Raw genomic sequence first — 24,220 nt, forward strand, 5'->3', positions numbered from 1 at the left:
GGAGGGGCGGCCCGCGGAATCCGCGGGCCGCCCCTACAATACGTCGTTTTGCCGATGGCGGGAAGTACGCTAGGCGTTCTCGCGCAGCACGCGGCCCAAACGCGCCATCCCCTCCCGGATCTGCTCCGGCTTGCAGTACGAGAAGTTGAGCCGCATGCCGTTGCGCCCGGCGCCCGTCCCCGGCATGGCGAACGCGTCGCCCGGCACGTACGCCACCCCGGCCGCCATGGCCGTCTCCAGCAGCGCGTCGGTGTCGTACCCCTGGGGCAGCTCCACCCACAGCAGCGCGCCGTTGCTGGGCACGCTCCACCGCGAGCCCGCGGGGAGCTCCGTGGCCAGCAGCTCCAGCATCAGGTCGCGGCGCACCCGGTACTCAGCGCGGACGCGGTCCAGGTGGCCGTCGAAGCCGCCGCCGGCCAGGTACTCGGCCGCCAGGCGCTGGCTGAAGCTGGCCATGTCCAGGTCCGCGCCGTCCTTGGCGCACCCCAGCACGGGCACCAGCGACTCGGGCGCGACGATCCATCCCAGGCGAAAGCTGGGCGCCAGCACCTTGCTGAACGAGCCCACGTACAGCACCCACTCTTCGTCCAGGGCGCGCATGGGCGCCTCGGGGCGCTCGTAGTACAGCATGCCGTACGCGTCGTCCTCGACGATGGGGACGCGGTAGCGGCGGGCCAGCTCCACCAGCCGCTCGCGCTTGCCGCGGCTCAGGCTGGAGCCCAGCGGGTTGTGGCCGTCGGTGATGCAGTAGATGTAGGCCGGGCGCTCGCCCGCGGCCAGGTACCGCTCCACCGCGTCCACGTCCATCCCGGTGTCCAGGTCGGAGCCCACGGTGAGCACGCGGGGGCGGTACGACTCGACGACCTGCTGAAAGCCCATGTACACCAGCTCGTCGCACAGCACCGTGCCGCCCGGCTCCAGCAGGACGCGCGACACCAGGCTGAGCGCCTGCTGGGCGGCCGTGGTCAGGAACACCTGCTCGGGGCGGCACTCCACGCCGCGCTGGGCCATCAGCCTGACCACCTGCTCCTTGAGCGGGCGATAGCCGGGCTTGTACTGCAGCGCGTCGGGGTCGCCGCGCAGCACGCGGTCGGCGGCGGCGGCCAGGCCGTCCACGGGAAACAGCTCGGGCGCGGGCAGCCCCAGCGCAAAGGTCACCAGGTCGTCGCGGCCGCTGAACGACAGCATGCGCTGGATGACGGAGGGGCGCACACTCCCCGTCCACGCCGCCAGGGGCAGCCCGGCGGCAATGCCGGGCCCGGATGCAAGGTTGGCCATGGGGACGGCGGGAATGGCGGTGGGCGGTTCGGCTTCGAGAACGCTCATGGAAACACCGGGGAGCCGTGCCACGCGGTGCGGCACGGAAGAGGTCAGGAGGGTTTGTTGATCTTCAAGGATAACGGAAGGACCGCAAGACACGCAACAGTTCGGCGGAAAATGTTAATGAGTTCACACTGCAGTTCCGGGGCTCCCGCCCAGCAACCGGGCCGTCCGTGGCGCAATCGGCGAGGTTGGAGATTCGAATAGGCCATGTTCGGCTACGATGCTCGCCGGCGCCCCCGCCCCGCCTCATCGCCGCCACCTTCGGGAGTGTACCACCGCCGTCCCCAAGCGCGCGCTCTGCCCACGCCTGCACCGAACAGGCACGTCCGTCGGGTGACGCCATACGTGAGACGACACCATCCCGGACGGCGTAAACAGGAAATGCTAGACAGGAACGAGAAAACAGGTTAGGTTGTACACGGAACGCGACACACGCGAAACGGCCATCCAGACGGTGGCCCGAAGCACCCTCGCCGCCGAGGAAGGCCATGCAACCCATCGCACGTCCGCTGATCGTGCTGCACTCGGACCCCGTGTTCAAGGAACGCGTGCGCCGGGTGGGCAACCAGCGGTTCAAGACCCAGTTCGTGGACGACTGGGACGGGCTTCGCGCCGCGCTCACCGAGTCGCCGCCGGCGGCGCTGGTGGTGGTGGACCCGTACACGCGCACCTACGGCACCGAGGCCGAGCTGGCGCCGGAGCTGCGCTCCATCCTGTGGGAGTTCCCCACGGCGACGGTGATCGCCGCGCTGGAGGTTCGCCGCGGCCGGGTGCGCGACCTGCGCACGCTGGGCGAGTGGGGCGTAAAGGAAGTGATCGCGCTGGACGAGGAAGACACGGTGGAGGCGATCAGCCGGCGGCTGCGCAGCGCGCAGGGGCGCCCGCTGCAGAGCCTGCTGGAGCGCTCGCTTCCCACCAACCTGTCGGGCCGCGCCCGCGCGCTGCTGATGGCGGCGGCCGAGGTGGTGGCCGAGGGCGGCCACGGCCGCGACCTGGCCTCGAGCCTCAAGCTGTCGGAGCGCACCCTGCTGCGGTGGGCCGAGCAGGCGGACCTGCCGCCCCCACGCCGCATCCTGGCGTGGATGCGGGTGCTGCTTGCCTGCGAGCTGCTGGACGACCCGGGCCAGACGGTGCTGAGCGTGGCGTACACCTGCGGCTACGCGTCGGACAGCTCGCTGCGCCGCGCGGTGCAGGAGTTCACCGAGGTGATGCTGACGCAGCTGCGCAAGCAGGGCGCATTCGCCACCGCGTCGGAAAAGTTCCTGGCCGAGCTGAACGCCGCCCGCGAGGCCGGCCGCATCCGCCGCCAGGAGACCAAGCTGGCGGACGACGAGAGCGAGAACGACCTGCCGATCTCGCGCCTGCACGCGCCGCACGACGACATGTCGCTGGCGGCCACGCTGGATGCGCCGCCCCACGTGCCGCGCCGCCGCGGCCGCCGCAAGGCCAACGCGGCCTGAGGCATCTTTCCGCACGACGAGCACGGGCCCGCGCGATTCCGATCGCGCGGGCTTCGTTGTTAGGGAATAGGGAATAGGGAACAGGGGACAGGGGACAGGGGACAGGGAACAGCCGGTAACGGCGGGCGGGATGCCGCTGCTGCTGGCGCAGGTTTCGTGAGCACGGGCCTGCGCGGCAGGTGGGGAACTCACAGGAGGAAGCAGAGTCAGCGGAGTTTTCTCGTGCCGTTTTCTCCGCGACCATCCCAAGCGCTGATCCGTGGTGAGCGGGGGAATGGCGCGCCGGGTGGATCGGGGGATGGTCTCCGCGGCGCACCGGAGCAGGCCGGACGAATACCTGATGCGCGATCTTGCGAACCATCCGCCCACACCCACGGCCGAGGGAAGCGCACGCATTCTGGACGCAGGAAACCGCCTCTGCTTCCGCCGCTTCCTCTGAGGGGGAATGGCCTTTGGGAGCCCGGATTCATTGACTCCCCGGCTCCACGGCAGAATTGTTCCGTGTTCGTTACGTTCTTCCCGCCCCTCCGCGGCTTCGCGCGAGGCCGGCCTTGCTTCCGCGCATGCAGGCGCGCGGCGTGTTTCCTGCTTGTGCGCGGCTGGCTCCGCGCGCACCGGCGGCGCAGCGGACCCGCACACACCTGATACGAATGGCACGCAACCGAGACAGGGAGTCCGCACCGCTGCCCGGACCGCCCGTGGTACAGCACGGCGAGTCCGAGACGCTGCTGTCGCGCCCCGCGCCCCCGGGCCCCCCGCCGCCCGCGCACCCGGCCCCCCGGCCGGCGCCGCGCCAGACGGAGGAGCCCCGGAACCACCGCGGCCTCATCGAGCGCATGACGGAGGCCCGCAGCCACCCGTTCCTGCGGCTGCTGGCGTACTACGTGTTGCTGGTGACGGTGATGTCGCTGCTGGTGTACCACGTCCCCGCCGTGCGCGAGGCGTTTCTCTCGTCCAACGCGCTGACGCTGGAGCAGGGGGGCGGGCTGGTGGGGCCGGTGGCGGCCGACTTCGGCGCGCGGGTGTCGCTGAACGAGGCGCTGAGCCGCGCCATGGGCACCCTGCTGGTGATCCTGGGCGCGCTGTCGCTGGTGGTGCCGGTTGCGTGGGTGTACATGCTCACCAAGCGCTTTCGCTACGACCCGGCGCTGGTGTCGTCCGTCATCATCCTGCCCATCGTGGTGGCGGGGATCGCGCTGGTGGTCAAGAACAGCGTGGCCCTGGCCTTTGCGCTGGCGGGGATCGTGGCGGCCGTGCGGTTCCGCAACACGCTCAAGGACCCGCGCGACGCCGTGTACATCTTTCTGGTGATCGGCATCGGCCTGTCGTCGGGGGTGCAGGCGCTGGACGTGGCGCTGGCCATGTCGCTGGCGTTCAACTACGTGGTGCTGGCGGTGTGGAAGTTCAACATCGGCAGCATCTACAGCGGCCGCTACGCCCGCACCGGCATCCTGTCGTCGGGGCCGCAGCGGCTGCTGCTGGCGCAGGACGCCCAGGGGCAGCGCGAGGTGCGCATGCGCATGCTGGACCACGCCGACCAGATCCGCACCGACGGCATCCTTCTGGTGCACAGCATGCAGCCCGACCTGGCCCGCCACACCGTGCAGGAGGCGCTGGCCGACATGGCCAGGGACTGGCAGCTGGTGGACGTGGTGAGCCGCGACGACGACCTGTTCACGCTGGAATACCTTGTGCGACTGAAGGGGAGCGCGTCGGCCCCCGAGCTGGTGGGGGCGCTGGACGAGCGGTGGGGCGCGCAGGTGGCGGCGGCCGAGTACGTGCCGTTTCGCGCCCGGCGCAAGAAGCGGAAGAAGCAGCGGGGCTGACGCGGCGCGCGGCCCCGGCACGAAGGTGGGTTTCCCCGGAACGTACGTGAGGATGATGAAGGACTGGACGCGGCGGGCGGCGCTGGCCGCCGGCGCCGCGCTGCTGGCGTCGGCGGGGTGCGGCAAGCCGGCGGCGGGGCTGGGACGGGTGGTGGGGCCGCTGCCGGCGGACTCGGTGGCGCTGAACCTGGTGCTCATCGGCGACGCGGGGCTGCCCAACCCGGAGGGCGAGCCGGTGCTGCGCGCCCTGCAGGCCGAGATCGCCGCCGCGCCCGAAAAGAGCTTCGTCGTGTTCCTGGGCGACAACATCTATCCCGTGGGGCTGTCGGACACGCTCACGGCCGAGGGCCGCGAGGGGCTGCGCATTCTGCGCGCGCAGATGCAGCCCCTGCGCGACACGGGGACGCGCGGCGTCTTCGTTCCCGGCAACCACGACTGGGCGCAGGGCGCTCCCGAGGGGTGGGCCAACATCGTACGGCAGGAGCGCTTCATCAACATCGAGGGCGCCGGGCTCTTCGGCATGGAGCCGCGTGACGGGTGCCCGGGGCCGGTGATCGTCGACCTGGGGGTGGTGCTGCGGCTGATCGTCATCGACAGCCACTGGTGGCTGCACCCCGCCACCAAGCCCGGCCGCGACCGCTGCAATCCGGGAACGGAGCAGGGGGTGGTCGATTCGCTGCGCGTGGCGCTGGCCACGGCGGGGGAGCGGCGCACCGTGGTCGTCGCCCACCACCCGGTGGTCTCGGGCGGGCAGCACGGGGGGTACTTCGACTGGCCCACCTACCTGTTCCCCTTCCATCCCTGGGCGCGGACGGCCGGCCTCTTTGCGCGTCAGGACGTGACCGGGCGCGAGTACCGGCACATGACGGCCGAGCTGAGCCGCGCCTTCGTGGTGGACACGCCCACGGTCTACGCGGCGGGGCACGAGCACAGCCTGCAGGTGTTCCGGCGCGACCCGGCCAGGTACCTGCTGGTGAGTGGGGGAGGGATCTACGGGCACACCACGCCCACGCGCGCCATCACCGGCATCCGCTACATCCGCCAGGCCAGCGGCTACCAGCGCATCACCTTTCTGGACGACGGCCGCGCGCGGCTGAGCGTGATGGTGGTGGACGCGCAGGGGAACGCCACCGAGGACTTTTCCACCTGGCTGGACGTGCCCCCGCTGCGCGGCAGCGCGTCGGCCACGTCGTCGCCCATCGTTCCCGCGCAGTCCGACACCACCCATGGGGTGCCGACGCCCGGGGGGCGCCCATGAGGCGTGCCCTCCCGGCCCTCGCCTCCCTGCTGCTGGCGGCCCCGCTGGCCGCCCAGGCGGGCGACTCGGCGCGGGTGGCGGCCGGGGCGGAGTACCGCGCCGGACCGGTGAAGCGCTTTCTGCTGGGCCGCTCGTACCGTGAATTGTGGACCACACCGGCAAACGTTCCCCTGCTGGACCTGCGCACCTTTGCCGGCGGACTGACGCCCACGGAGACGGGGGGCGGCAACCAGACGCTGTCGCTGCGCTTCCGGGGCGCGGACGGGCGCGAGTACGCCTTTCGCTCGGTCAACAAGGACCCGGGACGGGGCGAGGGCGGGCGCGGCGGGCCGGCGGGCGCGGTGCTGCGCGACCAGGTGAGCTCGCAGAACCCGGCGGGCGCGGTGGTGGCGGGGCGGCTGATGGACGCCACCGGCGCGCTGCACGTGGACCCGCTGCTGTTCGTGATGCCGGACGACCCGCGGCTGGGCGAGTTTCGCGCGGAGTTCGCGGGAATGCTGGGGCAGCTGGAGGAGCGCCCGGGCGACCGCTTCGGGGGCGCGGCGGACGTGGAGGACACGGACGAGTTCCTTCCCGCGCTGGACGCGGACCCCGCGCACCGGGTGGCGGCCGAGGAGTACCTGGCCGTCCGGCTGATGGACGTCTTCCTGGGCGACTGGGACCGGCACGAAGACCAGTACAGCTGGGCGCGGTACGACCGCGGCGGCACCACCCTGTGGCGCGCCATCCCCCGCGACCGCGACTACGTGTTCGTGGACTACGACGGGTTCGCGGTGGAGCTGGCGCGGCCGTTCCTGCCCAAGGCGGTGCGCTTTCGGGCCAACTACGACGGGCTGTTCGGGCTGGTGCAGCAGGCGCAGTACCTGGACCGGCGGCTGCTGGGCGGCATGGACCGCCGCACCTGGGACTCAGTGGCGGCGGCCCTGCGCGCGCGGATCACGGACGCGCTGATCGACGAGGCAGTGCGGCTGCTTCCCGCCGAGTACCAGGCGCTGGAGGGGGCCAACCTGGCCGCCACCCTGCGCGCCCGGCGCGACGCGCTTCCCGACGCGGCGGCGCGGTACTACGCCATGATGGCCCGCGAGCCCGAGGCGTACGGCACCGACGCGGCGGACTTCGCCGTGGTCGAGCGGCTGGAGGACGGCGGGATGGAGGTGCGCATCCACGCCGGCGCGGACGAATCCGCCGCGCCCTACTACCGCCGCCGCTTCGAAGGCCACGACACGCGCGAAGTGCGCGTCTTTCTGCTGGGCGGCGGCGACCGGGCCGTGGTGCGCGGTGCGGGCGGCCGGCTGGTGCGCGTGATCGGCGGGGAGGGCGACGACGTGCTGGAGGACCGCGGCACGGGACGCACGGCGTTCTACGACGCGCGCGGCGAAAACCGCATCGTCCGTGGATCCAATACCGTGGTCGACACGCGCCCGTTCGCGCGGCCCGAAAAGCTGTCGGGCGAGCAGAGCGCCATCGATCCCCCGCGCGACTGGGGGACGGACGGCGCGGCGCTGACGCCGTACGCCGCCATCCGCCCCTTCGCCGACCTGGTGGTGGGCGTGGGACCGCGGCACACGCGCTACGGCTTTCGCCGCGACCCGTACGCGGAGCGCTGGTTCGTCCGCGGGCTGTGGGCGCCGCTGTACACCCGCTTTGGCGCCGAGGCGCGCTACACGCGGCGGTGGACGGGCGCGCCGCGCTCGTACGGCTCCCTCTTCGCCCGCGCCTCGGAGCTGGAGGGCGTCTACTTTACCGGGTACGGCAACGACACGGACGACGACGCGGGGCTGCGAGACTACATCGTCTTCGAGCGGCAGGCGCTGCTGGAGCCAGGCGTGGTCCTGTCGCGCGGCGGCGGGCTGACCCTGGCGCTCTCCGGCGTGCTGCGCTACACGGACCCCGAGGTGGACGCGGGGACGCCGGCGGAGCTGGACGGGCCACTGGGGACGGAACCGTACGTGACGGCCGGCGTGCGCGCGGGCGCGGCGTGGGTGCGCGTGGACAGCGCGGCCTACCCCACCCGGGGCTGGACCTTCGCGGCGGAGGGCGGCGCCTTTCCCCTCCTTTCCGAGTCGTGGGCGGGGGGTGACGGCGAGCGGGACGGCGCCTTTGCCCGCACCGCCGCCCGCGGGGCGTTCTACCTTCCCCTGGGCCCCGCCGTGCTGGCCCTGCGCGCGGGGGGCGAAAAGGTGTGGGGCGACTTTCCCATCCAGTACGCGGCGCTGCTGGGCGGATCGCCCACCCTGCGCGGCTTCTCGTACCAGCGCTTCGCGGGGGACGCGGCCGCGTTCGGCGGGGCGGAGGCACGCATGCGGGCGTTCGGCCCGGTGGGCGTGCTGGCGCTGGCGGATGCCGGGCGCGTATGGTACGACGGTGAGAGCGACGGCGGCTGGCACACCTCGGTGGGCGCCGGCGCCTTCGTGAACGCCGGCTCGCAGACGCTCAGCGTGTTCTACGCGCGGGGCGAGCGCGGCATTTTGTACCTGCGCCTGGGTCTCCCCTTCTGACGGACATGTCCACGGACTGGCCCCCGCCCGCCCCCGACGAAGCCGAAACCGCACCCGGGCCGCCGCGCACCACCACGGTGCGCTTCGACCCCGGTGCGCCCGGCGTGCTGGAGGCGGTCGCTTCCGGCCCCGCCCCCGACGGCTTTCGCGCCGGGCACCCCGCGACCCGCGTGTTCCGCGACGTCTACCACGACACGGCGGACGGCGACCTGGAGCGCCGCGGCGCCTGGGCGTGCCTGCGCCACCACCCCGACGGCGCGCGCACCCTGTCCGTGCGCACCGGCGCGGACGCCGAGGGGGGCGAGGTGGCCGTCATCGAGCTTCCCGCCGCGCAGGACGACTCGCCGCTCCTGGGGCTGTCGGAGCCGGCGCGGCTGCTGCGGGCCATGGTGGACCCCGCGCGCCTCGTCCCCCGGGTGGAGCTGGAGACGCACCGCGTGCTGCGCCCCATCCAGTCGCTGGACGGGCGCCCGGCCGAGGCGGCGTGCGACGCCATCACCATCCGTTCCGGCGAGATGACGGCCACGCTGGAAGAGATCGAGCTGCGGCTGCCGGAGGGCGCGGACGACCAGCACCCCGTGGCCGCGGCGCTGCGGCACGCGCACGGCATGCGGCGGGTGGGCGAGGACCGGCTGGAGCGCGCCCGCCACGCCCTGCGCGAGGCGGAGCTGGACCGGATGGAGCAGGCGGTGCGCGCCGCCCGCCGCGTGGCCGTGGTGGCGGTGGAGGACGGCCGCATCGCCCTGCGCCGCGAGCGGGCGGCGCTGCGCGTGCCCTCCGGCCACGGATCGGGCGAAGAGGCGTGCCGCCGCGTGCTGCGCGAGTGCTTTGGCCACGACGGCGCCCGCGTGCGGCTGCTGGGGCTGGGGCCCGGCCCCGCCGAGCGCAGCGCCGTGGAGGTGTGGCTGGCCGAGGGCGCCCACGCGCAGAGCGAGGACGCCACCTGCGACATCATCCGCATGCCGCTGGCCGAGGTGCTGCACTCCGTGGGGAGCCCCGCCCTGCGCGACCGCGACACCCTGGCGGCGCTGCACGTGGTGGCCCGCTCCGACTTTCCCACGCCGCTGGCCGGCGCCGTGGGGAGCGAGGAAGAGGCGGCCACGCGCGCCATGCTGGCCAGCGCCGCCCCCGTTCTGGCCACGGACGACGCGGACCTTCCCGCGGGCTCCATGCTGAACATGGAGCTCAGCATGCTGGCGTTCAACCGCCGGGTGCTGGGGCTGGCCGAGGACGAGCGGGTGCCGCTGCTGGAACGGCTGCGCTTCGTGGCCATCTTCGGCGGCAACATGGACGAGTTCTTCCGCGTCCGCGTGGCCGGCTTCAAGCGCCAGGTGGCGCTGGGAAGCACCAAGGCCACCATGGACGGCGCCACCCCGCAGGAGCAGCTGGACGCCATCGGGGTGCGGGCGCGGCGGCTGCTGGACCGGGCGTACGCGCTGCTGGGCACCGCGCTTCTTCCCGCGCTGGCGGAGCACGGCATCCGGGTGGTGCGGCTGGACGAGCTGACGCGCGGGGAGCTGGAGATGGTGCGCGGCTACTGGACGCGCGAGGTGCATCCCATCGTCATGCCCCTGACCGCCGGCCCGGGCCACCCCTTTCCCCACGTCCGCAACCTGCGCCCCGCGCTCGCCGCCCTGCTGCGCGACCCGCGCACGGGCGAGCGGCGGCTGGGAATGGTGGAGCTGCCGGACGGGCTCCCCCGCTTCGTCCGCCTGCCGGAGAGCCGCCGCTTCATCCCCATGGAAGAGGTGATCCGCGGCTCGTTCGCGGCGCTGTACCCCGGGATGGAGGTGGACACGGCCTGCGCCTTTCGCGTAACGCGCAGCGCCGAGCTGCACCTGGACCGCGCGCAGGTCGAAGACCTGCTGCACGCGGTGGAGGAGCAGGTGCGCAAGCGCCGCTTTCGCCCCGTGGTGCGCCTGGAGGTGGAGCGGGGGATGCCCGGCGAGGTGCAGGGAATGCTGCTGCGCGAGCTGCAGTACGAGGTGCCCGGGCAGGTGGCGGCGCTGGGCGAGGAGGACGTGTACGTCATCCACCGGCTGGTGGACCTGCGCGGCCTGCGCGAGCTGGCCGAGGTCGACGCCGAGCCCGGCGTGCTCCTGTACCCCCCCGAGCCGCCGCCCCGCGAGCCGCTGGACCCGGCGCGCAACGTCTTCGAGCAGCTGCGGCAGTCGCCGGTGCTGGTCTCGTTTCCCCGCGACTCGTTCCGGGGAACGGTGGAGCGGCTGGTGATCGACGCGGCGGAGGACCCCGAGGTCCTGTCCATCAAGCTCGCCCTCTACCGCACCAACTCCAAGTCGCGCATCGTCGAGGCGCTGTCGCGGGCGGCGGCGGCGGGGAAGCAGGTGGTGGCGCTGGTGGAGCTTACGGCCCGCTTCGACGAGCTGAGCAACATCCAGTGGGCGCGCCACCTGCGCTCGTTCGGCATCCACGTCATCTACGGGATGCCAGGATTGAAGGTGCACGCCAAGATCGCGCTGATCGTGCGCCGCGAGCCGGCCGGCATCCGCCGCTACGCCTACATCGGCACGGGAAACCTGAACGCCAGCACGGCCGCCTTCTACACCGACCTGGGGCTGATGTCGGCGGACCCGGAGCTGGGGGCCGAGCTCAACGAGGTGTTCAACACCCTCACCAGCGGGACCATCCGCCCGGACTACGGGCCCCTGCTGGTGGCGCCGACCACCATGCGCAGCCGCTTCGTGGAGATGATCGACCGCGAGGCGGCGCACGCGGCGGCCGGCGGCGAGGGCGCCGTCACCGCCAAGTTCAACGGCCTGGCGGACCGCGGCATCATCGCGGCGCTGTACCGGGCGTCGCGGGCGGGGGTGCGCATCGACCTGCTGGTGCGCGGCATCTGCTCGCTGCGGCCGGGGGTGGCGGGATTGTCGGAGAACATCCGCGTGTACAGCGCGCTGGGGCGCCACCTGGAGCACGAGCGCATCTTCCGCTTCGCCAACGCGGGGGAGCCGGAGTACTTCATCGGCTCGGGCGACTGGCGCACGCGCAACCTGAGCCGCCGGATCGAGGTGGCCGCGCCGATCGTGGACCCGGCGCACCGCGCCCGGCTGGACGCCATCCTGGAGCACGACCTGGCCCGCCCCGACCTGTGGGAGCTGGGGGCCGACGGCACCTACTACCAGCGTCCGGAGCCGGCGCCCCGCGAAACCACGTCCGCGGACCCGTCGCGCACGCCCATCGTGATCCCCACCCCATGACGCGCGCCCGGTGGATGAAGAGGCACGGGGCGCGGGCCGCGGCCTCCTTCGCGGCCCTCGTGCTGTGGGCCGGGTGCCGGCCGGCGGAGGACGGGGAGGAGGATGCCGCCGCGGCCGCCGTGGAGGCCCCCGCGCAGACCTGCCGCGTGGTGCGGCAGGGATTGTCGCTCCCCGAGGAGGTGCGCGAGACCAGCGGCGCCGCGCTGGACCCCCTGGTGCCGGAGGTGTTCTGGACGGTGGGCGACTCCGGCACGGACCCGGTGCTGTACGCCGTCACGGCCGACGGGGCGCTGGCCGGCCGGGTGGCGGTGGCCGGGGCGCGCAACCGCGACTGGGAGGACGTGGCCATCGGCCCGTGCCCCGGCGGGGACTGCGTGTACGTGGGCGACATCGGCAACAACCAGAACAGCGCCGGCAACGAGGTGGTGCTGTACCGCGCGCCCCTGCCCCGCCCCCAGGACGCCGCCACCCGGCCGGCGGAGGTGTTCCGCGCCCGCTTTCCCGGCGGCGGCCGCGACACCGAGGCCATGTTCGTGGCGGCGGACGGCGGGGTGTACCTGGTGAACAAGGGGCAGCGCGACGACATCGAGCTGTGGCGCTGGCCCACGCCCCTGCGCCCCGGCCCCGTGGACCTGGTGCGCGTGCGCGTGCTGGCCCCCGAGCCCCAGCAGCCCGGCGACGCGGTGACCGGCGCCGGCGCGTCGCGCGACGGGCGGTGGGTGGCGCTGCGCACCTACGGCCGCCTGGCGCTGTACCGCACGGCGGACCTGCTGGGAAGCGGCGAGGCGGCCTTCAGCATGGACCTGGCCCCGCTGGGCGAGCCCCAGGGCGAAGGCGTGGCCATGCGCTCTGACGGCACGGTGCTGCTGACCAGCGAGTCGGGGGAGGGCGCGCTGCCCGGGCGAGCGGCGTGGCTGCAGTGCCCTTTGCGGTGAAGGGGTGAAGGGGTGAAGGGGTGAACGGGGGCAGACGGCGCTTGTCGTACCGAATCCCGAGGAAACACCTGTCATTCTGAGGAAGCGCCCGCCCCGGACTCCCGGGAAAACCACGAGGCCCTTTGGCGCGACCGAAGAATCTCCCTCCCCTCGCGCGGAGCCCTCTTCCGGGCATCGCCCGGGAACCCCGCGTAACGGAAAGATCCTGCAGCTCAGCATGCAGGAGATTCGATCTCGCATACGATGGGTGCCGGTGGCGCCTGTCTTACCGAATCCCGCGGAAACACCTGTCATTCTGAGGAAACGCCCGCCCCGGGCTCCCGGGAAAACCACGAGGCCCGTTGGCGCGACCGAAGAATCTCCCTCCCCTCGCGCGGAGCCCTCTCCCGGGCATCGCCCGGGAACCCCGCGTAACGGAAAGATCCTGCCGCCCAGCATACAGATCATTCGATCTCGCATACGATAGGTGCCGGTGGCGCTCGTTTTCCCGAATCCCGCGGAAACACCTGTCATTCTGAGGAAGCGCCCGCCCCGGGCTCCCGGGAAAGCCGCGAAGCCGGCTGGCGCGACCGAAGAATCTCCTTCCCCTCGCGCGGAGCCCGTTCCCGGGCATCGCCCGGGAACGCTGCGTGGCGGAAAGATCCTGCCGCCGAGCCTGCGGATTCTTCGATCTCGCATGTGATGCAGGAAGAACCATCATTCAGCCCCATCCCGGCACGCTGCGCCGCGGATGGGGCTTCGCGTTCACCCGCCGGAAGCACGCCACGGGTGATTGCGGCCGGATGGGCGCAGCATCGCGTCGGCTACCATGGGTCTGGCGCGAGCGGCCCCCGTTTCCGAAGAAGATTCTTCGGGCGGCGCACAGGGCTGCTGCGCGTTCCGGGCGGCCCGGGGGGCGCCTTCCTCGGAATGACAGTGATCGTCCTCGTGGGGTTCGTTACACGCTCGCTTCCGCTTGCGGGAGGGAGTGTCAGCGTGACGAGCGGCGCAGTACGCATGCATCCAAGTCAATGTGATTCAGCAACTTGGACCATCATGCACTTACCTGCCGGCGGGCGCGTGCGCTTCGTTCGCCGGGGATGAGCAAAACGCTGGTGCGGAGCCAGCTACAACACAGGTGGCAGTTGGGCATAAAGCGTGCATTCCCGCCGCGCGACGGCGGTCCGAACCAGAAGGGACCGATTCCGATACCACCACACCGTGGGGGAGATATGGGCGGCATTCTCTGGATGATCATCATCGGCCTGGTCGCCGGCGCGATCGCAAAGTTCATCATGCCGGGCAAGGATCCGGGCGGCATCATCGTCACCATCCTGCTGGGCATCGCCGGTTCGGTCATCGGCGGCATGCTGTTCGGCGGCAGCGACAACCGCGTGGGGCTCATCGGCAGCGTCGTGGGCGCGCTGATCCTGCTTCTGCTGTACCGTCTGGTGGTCGGCCGCCGCCGCACCCACGTCTAACTCTAACGGTTCGGAGGCGCGCACATGGCAGCCAGCCAGTTGAAGGACCTGCTCATCCACGAGCTGGGCGACCTGCTCTACGCAGAGCAGCTGATCCTCAAGATGCTCGGCACCCTCACCCGCGAGGTGAAGAACCCCGAGATGCTTGCCCGGGTGCAGGAGCACATCGGCGAGACCGAGGAGCAGATCGAGCGGCTCCGTCGCGCCTTCGAGGCGGTCGGCGAAAAGGCCAAGGCCGAAACCTGCGAAGCCGCGGTGGGGCTCAAGGCCGAGCACGACTCGTTCAAGAAGGACGAGAACCCCTCCAAGCAGCTGCTCGAGGCGTTCGACCTGGGCAACAGCCTGCGGGTTGAGCACTACGAGATCGCCGGGTACCGCTCCGCCATCGCCGTGGCCACCGCCATGGGCGAGCGCGAGGTGACCGCCCTGCTGGGCGAAAGCCTGCGCGAGGAAGAGGCCATGGCCTCGTTCATCGAGCGCAACTCGGTGCGGGCGCTCAAGTCCCTGTCCCTGGGGATGGACCTGGCCGCGGGCGAGGCGGAGGTGCAGTTCACCCCCGAAGGCGGCTCGTCGCGCGGCAGCGGCGGATCGAAGTCGTCCGGCGGCGGGTCGAAGTCCGGCGGATCCAAGTCGGGCTCCAAGTCGTCCGGCGGCAGCAAGTCGGGCGGGAGCAAGTCCGGGGGCAGCAAGTCGGCCGGCCGCTCGTCGGGCGGGTCGTCGTCCACGGCGGAGCGGTCGTCGGGGAGCGGCTCCAAGAGCGGCGGATCGAAGTCGTCCGGCGGCTCCAAGTCGTCCGGCGGGTCGAAGTCCGGTGGATCGAAGTCGGGTGGATCCAAGTCGTCCGGCGGATCGAAGTCCGGCGGATCGAAGTCGGGTGGATCGAAGTCCGGCGGGTCCAAGTCGGGCTCGCGGTCCAGGGGCTGACCCACGCGCCGAGCGCATCCGAGGCCCCTTCCCGCCGTACCGGGGAAGGGGCCTCGGGCGTTTCATCCAGAAAAGAAGAAAGCCTCACGCGGACGCGGAGGCGCTGAGAAAACGATCCGTTTCTCTCCGCGTCTCCGCGCCTCTGCGTGAGGCGGGGTTTTTACGCGAACAGGGGCCGGAGCGGCAATGTAGATCCATGTGGAATGTAGAAGAATTTCGCGAATTCCCGGAAAATTTCGGTATTCCTTCGCTTATCTCATTTGTTTGCATCAGAAAGCCAGTGTTGATGCGGGTTTTTGGCCCGGCTATGGGAAGAAATCAGCTATCTTCATTTGACACAAGCGGTTAAGGGGCTTAGATTGGAGGAACTTGTTGAATGCCCTCAGCAGGGCGGGCGCGGCGGTCCCATCTCGATCGGCCGCGTTTGTCTTGTGAACGACAGGAGACAGATGGTGAAGGACAACGAAGGCCGTTCGCCGCGAACGGGGCCGCGTAACGCCCCTCCGCTGCGGAATGACTTCCGTTCGCTGGTGCGGTCGCGGCCGATCCAGGCCCTGCTTCTGGGGGCCGCCGTGCTGCAGGGCGTGGCCACCGCCACGGGCGCCGGCCCGCTGGGCCAGGACGGCAAGCGCCGCGGGCTGGTGCAGACCGCGGTGCGCAGCGGCACCAGCATGCAGGTGGCCCCGGTGGTGGTGCGGGCCCCGCAGCGCGTGGCCCAGGCCGCCGAGGCCGAGCGCCTGGCCAACGAGTACCGTGCCAGGGGATACACCATCCCCGACAAGCTGGCGGAGCTCATCTACAGCACCGCCGTGGAGCACGACATCAACCCCGAGATCGCCTTCGGTCTGGTGAAGACCGAGAGCGAGTTCAAGGACTACGCGACCAGCCACGTGGGCGCCATCGGCCTTACGCAGCTCATGCTGCCCACCGCCCGCTGGTTCAAGCGCGACGCCACCGAGAACGACCTGCGCGACTCGGAGACGAACCTGGAGATCGGCTTTCGCTACCTGGGCGAGCTGATCGACCGGTACGACGGCAACGTGAACCTGGCGCTCACCGCGTACAACCGCGGCACCGGCACCGTCGACCGCGTGCTGCAGCGCGGCGGCAATCCCGACAACGGGTACGCCGGCAAGGTCCGCGGCCGCGGCTGATCCAGCCCGGCCGGATGATGGAAGGGGCGCCCCCGGCGAGTTTCGGGGGCGCCCTTTTTCTTTTCCCGTGCGTCGACGCGCCTGCGATGCCTCATACCAGCTCGTGAAAAGAATAATCGTACAGAGGAACAGAGTCAGACAGAGAAAGCGAGTTGATCTTGATTCCTCTGTCTGACTCTGTTCCTCTGTACCCATGAAGGTGTTGTTTTCCCGGATTCGGCATCACACGGAGTCAGCAGAGAACTCGCATTCTGCGCGCACGATGCGAAGCGTGAAGAAGGGGCCGCCTCCCAGGTGTGGGAGGCGGCCCCTTGGGCATGCAGGCGATCCGCGGCGGTCAGGCGTCGGAGAGCACGCGGTTCTTCTCGATGTAGTCCGTCCACTCGGGCGGCACGTCGGTATCGGGAAAGATGGCCTGGACGGGGCACTCGGGCTCGCAGGCGCCGCAGTCGATGCACTCGTCGGGGTTGATGTAGTACTGGTCGTTCGCCTCGTAGATGCAATCCACCGGGCACACCTCGACGCAGCTCGCGTCCTTGGTCCCGATGCAGGGCTCCGTGATCACGTAGGGCATCTGGTTCTCCAGCAGGGGTCAGGGCCGGGATGTCTCTGCTTCAGGGCAATGCGCCGGGAAGCGGTATGATAACGACCCCTCGCGCGGTTGTCCACCAACCGTCGAACGATCGTTCGAAAATCACTTCAGGTGCGTCTGGAACCACTCCAGCGACGCCTCGGTCACCAGCTGCAGCTCGGGGGTGGCGCCGGCGTACGGATGCTTTCCGTTGAAACCGTGGTCCGCCCCCTCCACCACCAGCAGCTCCGCCGCCTCGCCGGCCGCGTCGAACAGCCGCCGCCCCTCGTCCACCGGCACCGACGTGTCGGCGTCGCCGTGCACGATGAGCCAGGGGATCTGCAGCCGCGCGGCGGCGGCGGGAATGTCCAGCCGCTCGCGGTTCTGCTCCACGTCGCGCCAGTAGACGGGGCCCACGGGCATCATCTGCTTCGTCCGCGCGTTCTCGATCTGCACCGTGCCGCCGGCCCGCCAGGTGGCGACCTGCTCGGGCGACCAGCGTTCCGCGATGCCGGCGATGGCGGCCCAGGTCACCAGCGCGTCCACCCGCGGGTCCCCGGCGGCAGCCAGCACCGCCTCGCCGCCGCCGCGCGAGTGCCCCAGCAGCCCGATGCTGCGCACACCGTGGTCCAGCAGCGCGCCGCCGGCCAGCGCGTCCATCACGCGGCGGATCTCCTGCACGTTGCGCGTGTGCGTCTGCTCGGCGAACAGGTGCATGGCGCTGAAGGTGTCGGCCCCGTCCTCGCCGATGCCGTTGTGCGAAAAATCGAACGTGACCGCCGCGAACCCGCGCGCCGCCGCCTCCTGCGCCAAGGTGGGAAAGAACCCGAAGGTGCGAAAGCCCTTGAAGCCGTGGATCAGGACGACCGCCGCCGTGGGCCGGGCCCCCTGCCGCACGTGCAGGTCGCCGCGCACCGACGGGCCGCCGTCCGGGGACGGCAGCTCGAAAGGGGTGCGAGTGATGGGGTGGCTCGCGGTGTCGTCGGGCATCAGTGCGCTGCGTGAAGTCCGGTGCTCGGGCGAGGGGACAGGTTACAGGGGACAGGTACAGCGGACAAGACGTGATGCGCAGGTTTTGTCGCGAGCGGCGGGCGCCCCCTCCGCGAGGGACGAGCGGAGAGGGGAGAATTCGATCCCGCTTCGACTGGAGTCCGTCGTGTGCCGCAGGCGCCCCCTCCGCTCGCTTAGGCTCGCACCTCCCCCAAAACTGCTGGGGGAGGTTGGCGGTGCCGATGGATCGGGGCTCGGCGAATCGGATCGAACTGCGCCCGACGGGGTGCCCCTCCCCCGGCCCCTCCCCGTTCGTTCCTCACGGAGAGGGGAGAATTCGATCGCGCTCCGGACAGTCTGTCGAGCGCGTCACCCTCCCCCGCGCTGTTTGCGGGGGAGGGCCGGGGTGGGGGCGGCCCACCATCTCGCGCTGCCCTGTCCGAAGCCACGCCGTGGCCAGCCTCACCCGCAACCTCCCCCAGCAGTTTTGGGGGAGGTGGGCGAGTGGTGCGAGCCCGGAGGGGGCGCCCGCCCCTCGCGCCGAAGCATCCGGAACGCCCGTCCATCCTGCCCATTCGCCTCGCGGCCCGGTGCCTGCTATTGTCCCACCCCTTCGCCCGAACCGTGCAGGGCGGATGCAAAACGCCATGATCTTGTGCGGCGCGGGACGCGAATCGCCGAAAACGCCGCGGCTCGTGCCCGCTGTACCCTGTCACCTGTAACCTGTCACCTATCCCTTTGCCGGAGCTGCCGCTTACCCTTTACCGCGCCGACTGGGTGCTTCCCGTCTGCGCCGAGCCCATCCGCAACGGCGCCGTGCTGGTGGGCACGGACGGCCGCATCGCGGCGGTGGGGCCGGCGCTCGCCATCGAGCCGCCGGAGGGGTGCGTGGTGGAGGAGCTGGGCCAGGCCGCCATCCTTCCCGGCCTGGTGAACGTCCACGCGCACCCGGAGCTGGCCATGTTCCGCGGCGCGCTGGAAGACCTGTGCTTTCGCGATTGGATCCTGCGCCTGGTCGGCGCCAAGCGCGCGGCGCTCACCGACGCGGACTTCCACGCGGCCGCGCGGTGGACCCTGGTGGAGGCGCTGCGCTCCGGCATCACCACCCTGGCGGCCACGGAATCGTCCGGCGCCTCGGCGCAGGCACTGTGCGAGGCGGGGCTGCGCGGCGTGGTCTACCAGGAGGTGTTCGGGCCGGACCCGGCGCAGCGCGACGAGGCGATGGCGGGGCTGCGCGCCAGCGTGGAGTGCCTGCGCGCCTGGGAGTGCGACCGGGTAAAGATCGGCGTGTCCCCCCACGCGCCGTACACCGTGTCCGACACGCTCTTCAGCGCCACGGCGGAGTACGCGCTGTCCGAGAACCTGCCGATGGCGGTGCACGCGGCGGAAAGCGCGATCGAGCACCAGCTGGTGCAGGCGGGGGAGGGCGACTTTGCGCCGGGGCTGCGGGCGCGCGGCATCGACACGCCGCCGCGGGGACGGACCACTGTGGAGATGCTGGACCGGCTGGGCGTGCTGCGCGCGCGGCCGCTGCTCATTCATTGCGTGCTGCTGGACGGGGACGACATCCGCCGCGTGAGCGACACGGGATCGACCGTGGCACACTGCCCCGTGGCGAACGCGCGGCTGGGGCATGGGCTGGCGCCGTACCCGGAGATGATCGCGCAGAACGTTCTCGTGGGCCTGGGGACGGACTCGGTGGGGAGCAACAACCGGCTGGACCTGCTGGAAGAGGCCCGCATCGCCTCCGTCTTGCACCGCGCGCGGCTGGCCAGCTGCAGCGTGCTGGGGCCCGCGGAGCTGCTGCGGCTGTGCACCATCGACGGGGCCCGGGCGCTTGGGCTGGACGGCGCCGTGGGCACGCTGGAGCCGGACAAGGACGCGGACCTGTGCGTCGTCTCCCTCGCCGCGCCGCACGTGCGGCCGGTGCACGATCCCGTGGCCGCCGTCTTTCACGCCGCGCGCGGCTGCGACGTGGTGCTGACGGCCGTGCAGGGGCGCGTGCTCTATCGCGACGGCCTGCTGGCGACGCTGGACCCCGCCACGCTGCAGCCGGCGGTGGATGACGCCGCCCGGCGGCTGCGGGAGGCGATGACGTGAGCGCGCACGCCGCCGCGGACCCGCCCGACGCGCGCACCCGCGAGGTGCGCCGGGTGCTGACGCTGATGCTGGCCGTCAGCCTGGTCCTGGTGACCGCGAAGACGGCGGCGGGCGTGCTCAGCGGCTCGCTGGCGGTGCTGGGCGGCGCCTTCGACAGCGCGCTGGACGTGCTGACCACCGTGGTCGCCATCACCCTGGCCCGCGTGGCCGGACAGGAGCCGGACGAGCAGCATCCCTACGGCCACGAGAAGTTCGAGGCGCTGGGTGCGCTGGCCATGGTGGCCTTCCTGTCCATCACCGTCTACGAACTGGTGCGGACGGCGGTCGCGCGCATCGCGGGGGGCGGCGGCGAGCGGGTGGACACCAGCCTGGGCGTGTGGGTGATGGGCGGATCGCTGCTCATCGGCCTCGTGGCGTCGGAGTACGAGCGGCGGCGCGGACAGGCGCTGGCGAGCGAGCTGCTGCTGGCGGACGCGGCGCACCTGCGCGCCGACGTCTTCGTCACGCTTGCCGTGCTCATCGGCCTGCTGCTGACCCGCCTGGGGTGGCGGACGGGGGATGCGTGGACCACGCTGCTGGTGGCCGTGCTCATCATCCGCACCGGCTTTCACATCCTGCGCGAGACCATTCCCGTGCTGGTGGACGAGGCGGCGGTGGAGGCGGCCGAGATCCGGCGCATGGCCGAGGCAATGGACGGCGTGGATGCCGCGTACGACGTGCGCTCGCGCGGCCGGCGCGAGGGGGCGCGCTTCGCGGAGCTGACGATCGCCGTGCAGACGGGGCTGGACATCGAGGAGGCGCACGAGATCGCCGACCTGGTGGAAGGCGAGGTGCGCCGCCGCTTGGGCGCGCGGCGCGTGGTGGTGCACGTGGAGCCGCTTTCCGCCGCGCCGGCCCGCGTGCGCGAGGCGGGCGAGTGACCTCTCTCCCCCGCGCCGCCGGCGCCGAGCGGATGGACGAGCCCGGCCAGGACCCGGCGGAGCTGGGGCGCTCGCTGGTGGACCTGCAGCACGTGAACCGCTGGCTGGGCGGCTACCGCGTGGTCCTGCACCACCTCGGCCGATTGGTGGCACGGCATCCGCGGCCCGAGTACCGCGTGCTGGACGTGGCCACCGGCTCGGCGGACATCCCGCTGAAGGTGGCGGCGTGGGCGCGTTCGCGGGGGATCAGGATGCGGATCGTCGCCACGGACAATCATCCCGTCACGCTGGATTTCGCGCGCCGCCACGCGTCGGGCGATGCGGACGTGCGCGTGGAGGCGGCCGACGCGCTGCATCTGCCGTACGAGGATGGTGCGTTCGATTTCGCGATCTGCTCCACCGCGCTCCACCACTTCGACGCGCGCGCGGACCTGCTGCGCGTGCTGGGGGAGCTGCGCCGCGTGGCGCGGATCGGCGGGATCGTCAACGACCTCCGCCGCTCCCGGCCGGCATACGTCGGCGCGCGGCTGCTGGCGGCCACCTTCTGGCGCGCGCACCCCGTGACCGCGCACGACGGCCCGCTCTCCGTCCGCCGCGCCTTTACCCCCGCGGAGCTGGACGACCTGGCCCGCGCCGCCGCCCTTCCCTGCGCCCGCGTGCACCGCCACGAGCCCTTCCGCGTCGCGCTGGTGTGGGAGCGGGAGGGGTGATGAGGTCGACGAGGATGCGGATTGCGATTGAGGTCAGGTCACGCGAAGCCCGCCCGCGAGAGCGAATGAATTCGCCGCAACAACAGCGGAAAGCCCCGCAAACTGCGCGGGGCTTCAACCGCAAACCCGGCGGCGACGCGCTGCACGTTCCGATGCCACCGCACCGGTCCGCGCAGGCGGACATCGCGTTTCCCCAGCCGCGAATTCATTCGCCCCGGCTGGCGCGACGCGGCGGCCGGGTGGTGTGCGACATCCCGGGCACCGGCGCGTCCGCAGCCAGCGCGCGCGACCTGCCCCGTCCCGGGCGGGTAAACCCGCGGCTGGAACAGCGGAAAGCCCCGCAAACCGCGCGGGGCTTCAACCGCGAACATCGCGGCGACGCGCTGCACACGCCGACGCCACCGCACCCGTCCGCGCAGGCGGACATCGCGTTTCCCCAGCCGCGAATTCATTCGCCCCGGCTGGCGCCGCGCTCGGCGGATTGGGGATCCGAACCGCCTCGCCTCCGGGGGCGGCCATGACCTGGGACGCCATCGTCGTCGGCGGGGGGCCGGCGGGGAGCACGACGGCGGCGCTGCTGGCGTCGGACGGATGGCGCGTGCTGCTGCTGGACCGCGCCCGCTTTCCCCGCCGCAAGCCGTGCGCGGAGTGCATCAACCCCGCCGGCGTCGCGGCGCTGCGGCGGCTGGGCGTGCTGGACCGCGTGATGGAGGCCGGCCCCGCGCGCCTGGAGGGCTGGCGCATCGCATCCGACGGCGGCCCGTCGTTCCTGGGCCGCTTTCATGGCGGCGTGCACGGCATCGCCCTGCCGCGCGAGACGCTGGACGACATCCTGCTGCGCCACGCCCGCGCGTGCGGCGCGGAGGTGCGCGAAGGACTGAAGGCCACCGACCTGCTGCGCGATGGGGACGGGCACGTCCGCGGCGTGGTCGCGGGCGGGGAGGAGGTCGCCGCGAAGATCGTGGTGGGGGCGGACGGGCTGCGATCGATCGTGCTGCGGCGGCTGGGGCTGCTGGCGCGCGCGCCACGGCTGCGAAAGCTGGCGCTGACGGCGCACGTGCGCGGCCTGGGCGACATGGGCGGATGCGGGACGATGCGTGCGCGCGGCCGCCGCTGCGTGGGCGTGGCGGACGTGGGCGGCGGATTGGCGAACGTGACCGTCGTCGTCCCCGCCGAGCAGGCGCACGAGGTGGGCGGCCACGCCGACGCGTACTTCGACGCCGCGCTGCGCGAGTCCGGCTTCGTGGATGCCCGGCGGGTGGACGACGTGCTGGCCACCGGCCCCTTCGACTGCCCGGTCCGCCGCGCCGTGGCGGACGGCGCGCTGCTGGTGGGCGACGCGGCGGGCTACTACGACCCGTTCACCGGGCAGGGCATCTACCGCGCCCTCCGCGGCGCCGAGCTGGCGGCGCAGACGATCGGCGCGGCGCTGCGGGCGGGCGACACCCGCGCCGCCGCGCTGATGCCGTACGAGCGCGCCCGCCGCCGCGCCTTTGCCCCCGGCGAGCGGCTGCAGCGCGTGGTGGAGGCCTTTGTCTCCCGCCCGCGGCTGCTGCGGTGGGCCGCCGGCCGCCTGGACCGCCGCGCGCAGCTCGCGGACGCCGTCATCCACGCCACCGGCGACGTACGCCCCGTGCGCTCGCTGCTGCACCCTGCCCTCCTTCGCCAGCTGGTTGCCTGATGCGCGTTCTGTACGACGTCACCCGCCCCCTCGTCGCCGGCTTTCCCGTGTGGCCCGGCGATTCGCCCTGCCGCATCGAGTGGAAGGCGCGGCTGGGGCCCGGCGTGATCTACAACCAGTCCGCGCTCTCCATGAGCCCGCATACCGGCACCCACGCCGACGGCCCCTTTCACCTGCTGGAGGACGGGCTGATGATCGGCGCGGTGCCGCTGGACGCGTACCTGGGCCCCGCGCGGGTGGTGGACGCGACCGGCCGCGCCGCGCTGGACGCCGCCTGGGCCGCCGAGGTGCTGGCCGCCGGCGCGCCCGAGCGCCTGCTGGTGCGCGTGGGCGCGTGGACCGATCCCGCCGTCTTCCCCACGCGCTTCGCCGCGCTGGACGGCGAATCCGCGCAAATGCTGGTGGATGCCGGCGTGCGCCTGTTCGGCACCGACGCACCGTCGCCGGACCCGTTCGATTCGCCGGACCTTCCCGCGCACCACGTGCTGCTGGGCGCCGGCCGCGGCATCCTGGAGAACGTGATGCTCGATGGCGTGCCGCCTGGCGAGTACGAGCTGATCGCGCTGCCGCTGAAGCTGATGGAAGCCGAAGCATCCCCCGTCCGCGCCGTCCTTCGCGGCCTGGACCAGACCGCCGCCGCGCTGCTGGGCGACTGACCCGCGCCGCGGCTCCCGATCATCATCACCCAAAACGAAGACCTCGCTCCGGCACCGTGCCAAGCGAGGTCTTTTTCCGAACCCAAGAAAACACCTGTCATTCTGAGGAAGCGCCCGCTCCGGACTTTCGGAAAATCCGCGGAGCCAGTTGGCGCGACCGAAGAATCTCCCTCCCCTCGCGCGCAACCCCTCCCTGGGCATCGCCCGGGAACACACCGTGACGGACAGATCCTGCCGTTCCCGATAAAGATTCTTCGGTCGGCGCCACGGCTCCGGGGCACGAAGACGGTTCCGGGCGGCGCCTCCCTCAGAATGACACCGATCGTCCATCACCCGAGAAGCGGGGTCTTTTACCGAATCCGAGGAAACACCTGTCATTCTGAGGAAGCGCCCGCTCCGGAATCTCGGGAAAGCCGCGGAGCCAGTTGGCGCGACCGAAGAATCTCCCTCCCCTCGCTCGGACCCCCTCCCCGGGCAGAGCCGGGGAACCCCGCGTGACGGAAAGATCCTGCCGCCTATCCCGTCGGCTACGATGG

18 protein-coding genes are annotated in these 24,220 nt (G+C 71.9%); 14 read left to right on the forward strand and 4 right to left on the reverse strand.

Annotated features, from left to right (window positions below):
* Nucleotides 1-69: 69 nt before the first annotated feature.
* Entirely contained in the window at nt 70-1,326 is a 1,257-nt protein-coding gene (locus VGC13_RS13545; RefSeq protein ID WP_331125788.1) for a PLP-dependent aminotransferase family protein, read from the reverse strand.
* Nucleotides 1,327-1,811: 485 nt separating this feature from the next.
* Here VGC13_RS13545 and VGC13_RS13550 point away from each other — a divergent pair, with 485 nt between their 5' ends.
* From VGC13_RS13550 to VGC13_RS13590, 9 genes are all read left to right on the forward strand, one after another.
* Nucleotides 1,812-2,783, forward strand: coding sequence for a helix-turn-helix domain-containing protein (locus tag VGC13_RS13550; protein WP_331125789.1), 972 nt, complete (start codon nt 1,812-1,814; stop codon nt 2,781-2,783).
* A 698-nt stretch (nt 2,784-3,481) separates the two neighbouring features.
* On the forward strand, nt 3,482-4,609 hold the full coding sequence (locus VGC13_RS13555; protein WP_331125790.1) for a DUF4956 domain-containing protein: 1,128 nt from the start codon (nt 3,482-3,484) through the stop codon (nt 4,607-4,609).
* A 52-nt stretch (nt 4,610-4,661) separates the two neighbouring features.
* Nucleotides 4,662-5,867 (forward strand): metallophosphoesterase family protein, encoded by a 1,206-nt coding sequence (locus tag VGC13_RS13560; protein WP_331125853.1) that lies wholly within the window; start codon nt 4,662-4,664, stop codon nt 5,865-5,867.
* Complete coding sequence (locus tag VGC13_RS13565; RefSeq protein WP_331125791.1) at nt 5,864-8,365, forward strand: BamA/TamA family outer membrane protein; 2,502 nt, start codon at nt 5,864-5,866, stop codon at nt 8,363-8,365. The genes VGC13_RS13560 and VGC13_RS13565 overlap by 4 nt, the downstream gene beginning before the upstream one ends.
* 5 nt (nt 8,366-8,370) lie before the next feature.
* Nucleotides 8,371-11,583, forward strand: a complete 3,213-nt coding sequence (ppk1, locus tag VGC13_RS13570; protein WP_331125792.1) for a polyphosphate kinase 1 — start codon at nt 8,371-8,373, stop codon at nt 11,581-11,583.
* Nucleotides 11,584-11,597: 14 nt separating this feature from the next.
* Nucleotides 11,598-12,518: a hypothetical protein gene (locus VGC13_RS13575; RefSeq protein WP_331125793.1), complete on the forward strand. Its 921-nt coding sequence runs from the start codon at nt 11,598-11,600 to the stop codon at nt 12,516-12,518.
* Nucleotides 12,519-13,729: 1,211 nt separating this feature from the next.
* Nucleotides 13,730-13,978, forward strand: a complete 249-nt coding sequence (locus tag VGC13_RS13580; RefSeq protein ID WP_331125794.1) for a GlsB/YeaQ/YmgE family stress response membrane protein — start codon at nt 13,730-13,732, stop codon at nt 13,976-13,978.
* 24 nt (nt 13,979-14,002) lie between these two features.
* Entirely contained in the window at nt 14,003-14,902 is a 900-nt protein-coding gene (locus tag VGC13_RS13585) for a ferritin-like domain-containing protein (RefSeq protein WP_331125795.1), read from the forward strand.
* Between the two features lie 530 nt (nt 14,903-15,432).
* Nucleotides 15,433-16,056: a lytic transglycosylase domain-containing protein gene (locus VGC13_RS13590; protein ID WP_331125796.1), complete on the forward strand. Its 624-nt coding sequence runs from the start codon at nt 15,433-15,435 to the stop codon at nt 16,054-16,056.
* A 337-nt stretch (nt 16,057-16,393) separates the two neighbouring features.
* On the opposite strand, the gene VGC13_RS13595 is transcribed toward VGC13_RS13590, so the two are convergent.
* Both VGC13_RS13595 and VGC13_RS13600 read right to left on the reverse strand, forming a co-directional pair.
* On the reverse strand, nt 16,394-16,630 hold the full coding sequence (locus tag VGC13_RS13595; protein WP_331125797.1) for a ferredoxin family protein: 237 nt from the start codon (nt 16,628-16,630) through the stop codon (nt 16,394-16,396).
* A 120-nt stretch (nt 16,631-16,750) separates the two neighbouring features.
* Complete coding sequence (locus VGC13_RS13600; protein ID WP_331125798.1) at nt 16,751-17,617, reverse strand: alpha/beta hydrolase family protein; 867 nt, start codon at nt 17,615-17,617, stop codon at nt 16,751-16,753.
* 738 nt (nt 17,618-18,355) lie between these two features.
* Between VGC13_RS13600 and VGC13_RS13605 the strand changes: the two genes are divergently transcribed.
* The 3 genes from VGC13_RS13605 to VGC13_RS13615 are packed head-to-tail and all read left to right on the forward strand — an operon-like array spanning nt 18,356 to nt 21,347.
* Entirely contained in the window at nt 18,356-19,717 is a 1,362-nt protein-coding gene (locus VGC13_RS13605) for an amidohydrolase family protein (protein ID WP_331125799.1), read from the forward strand.
* Complete coding sequence (locus tag VGC13_RS13610) at nt 19,714-20,637, forward strand: cation diffusion facilitator family transporter (RefSeq protein WP_331125800.1); 924 nt, start codon at nt 19,714-19,716, stop codon at nt 20,635-20,637. Before VGC13_RS13605 ends, VGC13_RS13610 begins: the two co-directional genes overlap by 4 nt.
* Nucleotides 20,634-21,347, forward strand: coding sequence for a methyltransferase domain-containing protein (locus VGC13_RS13615; RefSeq protein ID WP_331125801.1), 714 nt, complete (start codon nt 20,634-20,636; stop codon nt 21,345-21,347). The genes VGC13_RS13610 and VGC13_RS13615 overlap by 4 nt, the downstream gene beginning before the upstream one ends.
* Nucleotides 21,348-21,385: 38 nt before the next feature.
* Here VGC13_RS13615 and VGC13_RS13620 read toward each other — a convergent pair whose 3' ends face one another.
* Nucleotides 21,386-21,799, reverse strand: a complete 414-nt coding sequence (locus VGC13_RS13620) for a hypothetical protein (RefSeq protein WP_331125802.1) — start codon at nt 21,797-21,799, stop codon at nt 21,386-21,388.
* A gap of 65 nt (nt 21,800-21,864) precedes the next feature.
* On the opposite strand from VGC13_RS13620, the gene VGC13_RS13625 reads away from it, so the two are divergent.
* Nucleotides 21,865-23,028: an NAD(P)/FAD-dependent oxidoreductase gene (locus VGC13_RS13625; protein ID WP_331125803.1), complete on the forward strand. Its 1,164-nt coding sequence runs from the start codon at nt 21,865-21,867 to the stop codon at nt 23,026-23,028.
* Nucleotides 23,028-23,684 (forward strand): cyclase family protein, encoded by a 657-nt coding sequence (locus VGC13_RS13630; RefSeq protein ID WP_331125804.1) that lies wholly within the window; start codon nt 23,028-23,030, stop codon nt 23,682-23,684. Before VGC13_RS13625 ends, VGC13_RS13630 begins: the two co-directional genes overlap by 1 nt.
* Nucleotides 23,685-24,220: the final 536 nt, after the last annotated feature.

It is taken from the genome of Longimicrobium sp. (assembly GCF_036399255.1).
Classification (GTDB): Bacteria; Gemmatimonadota; Gemmatimonadetes; order Longimicrobiales; family Longimicrobiaceae; genus Longimicrobium.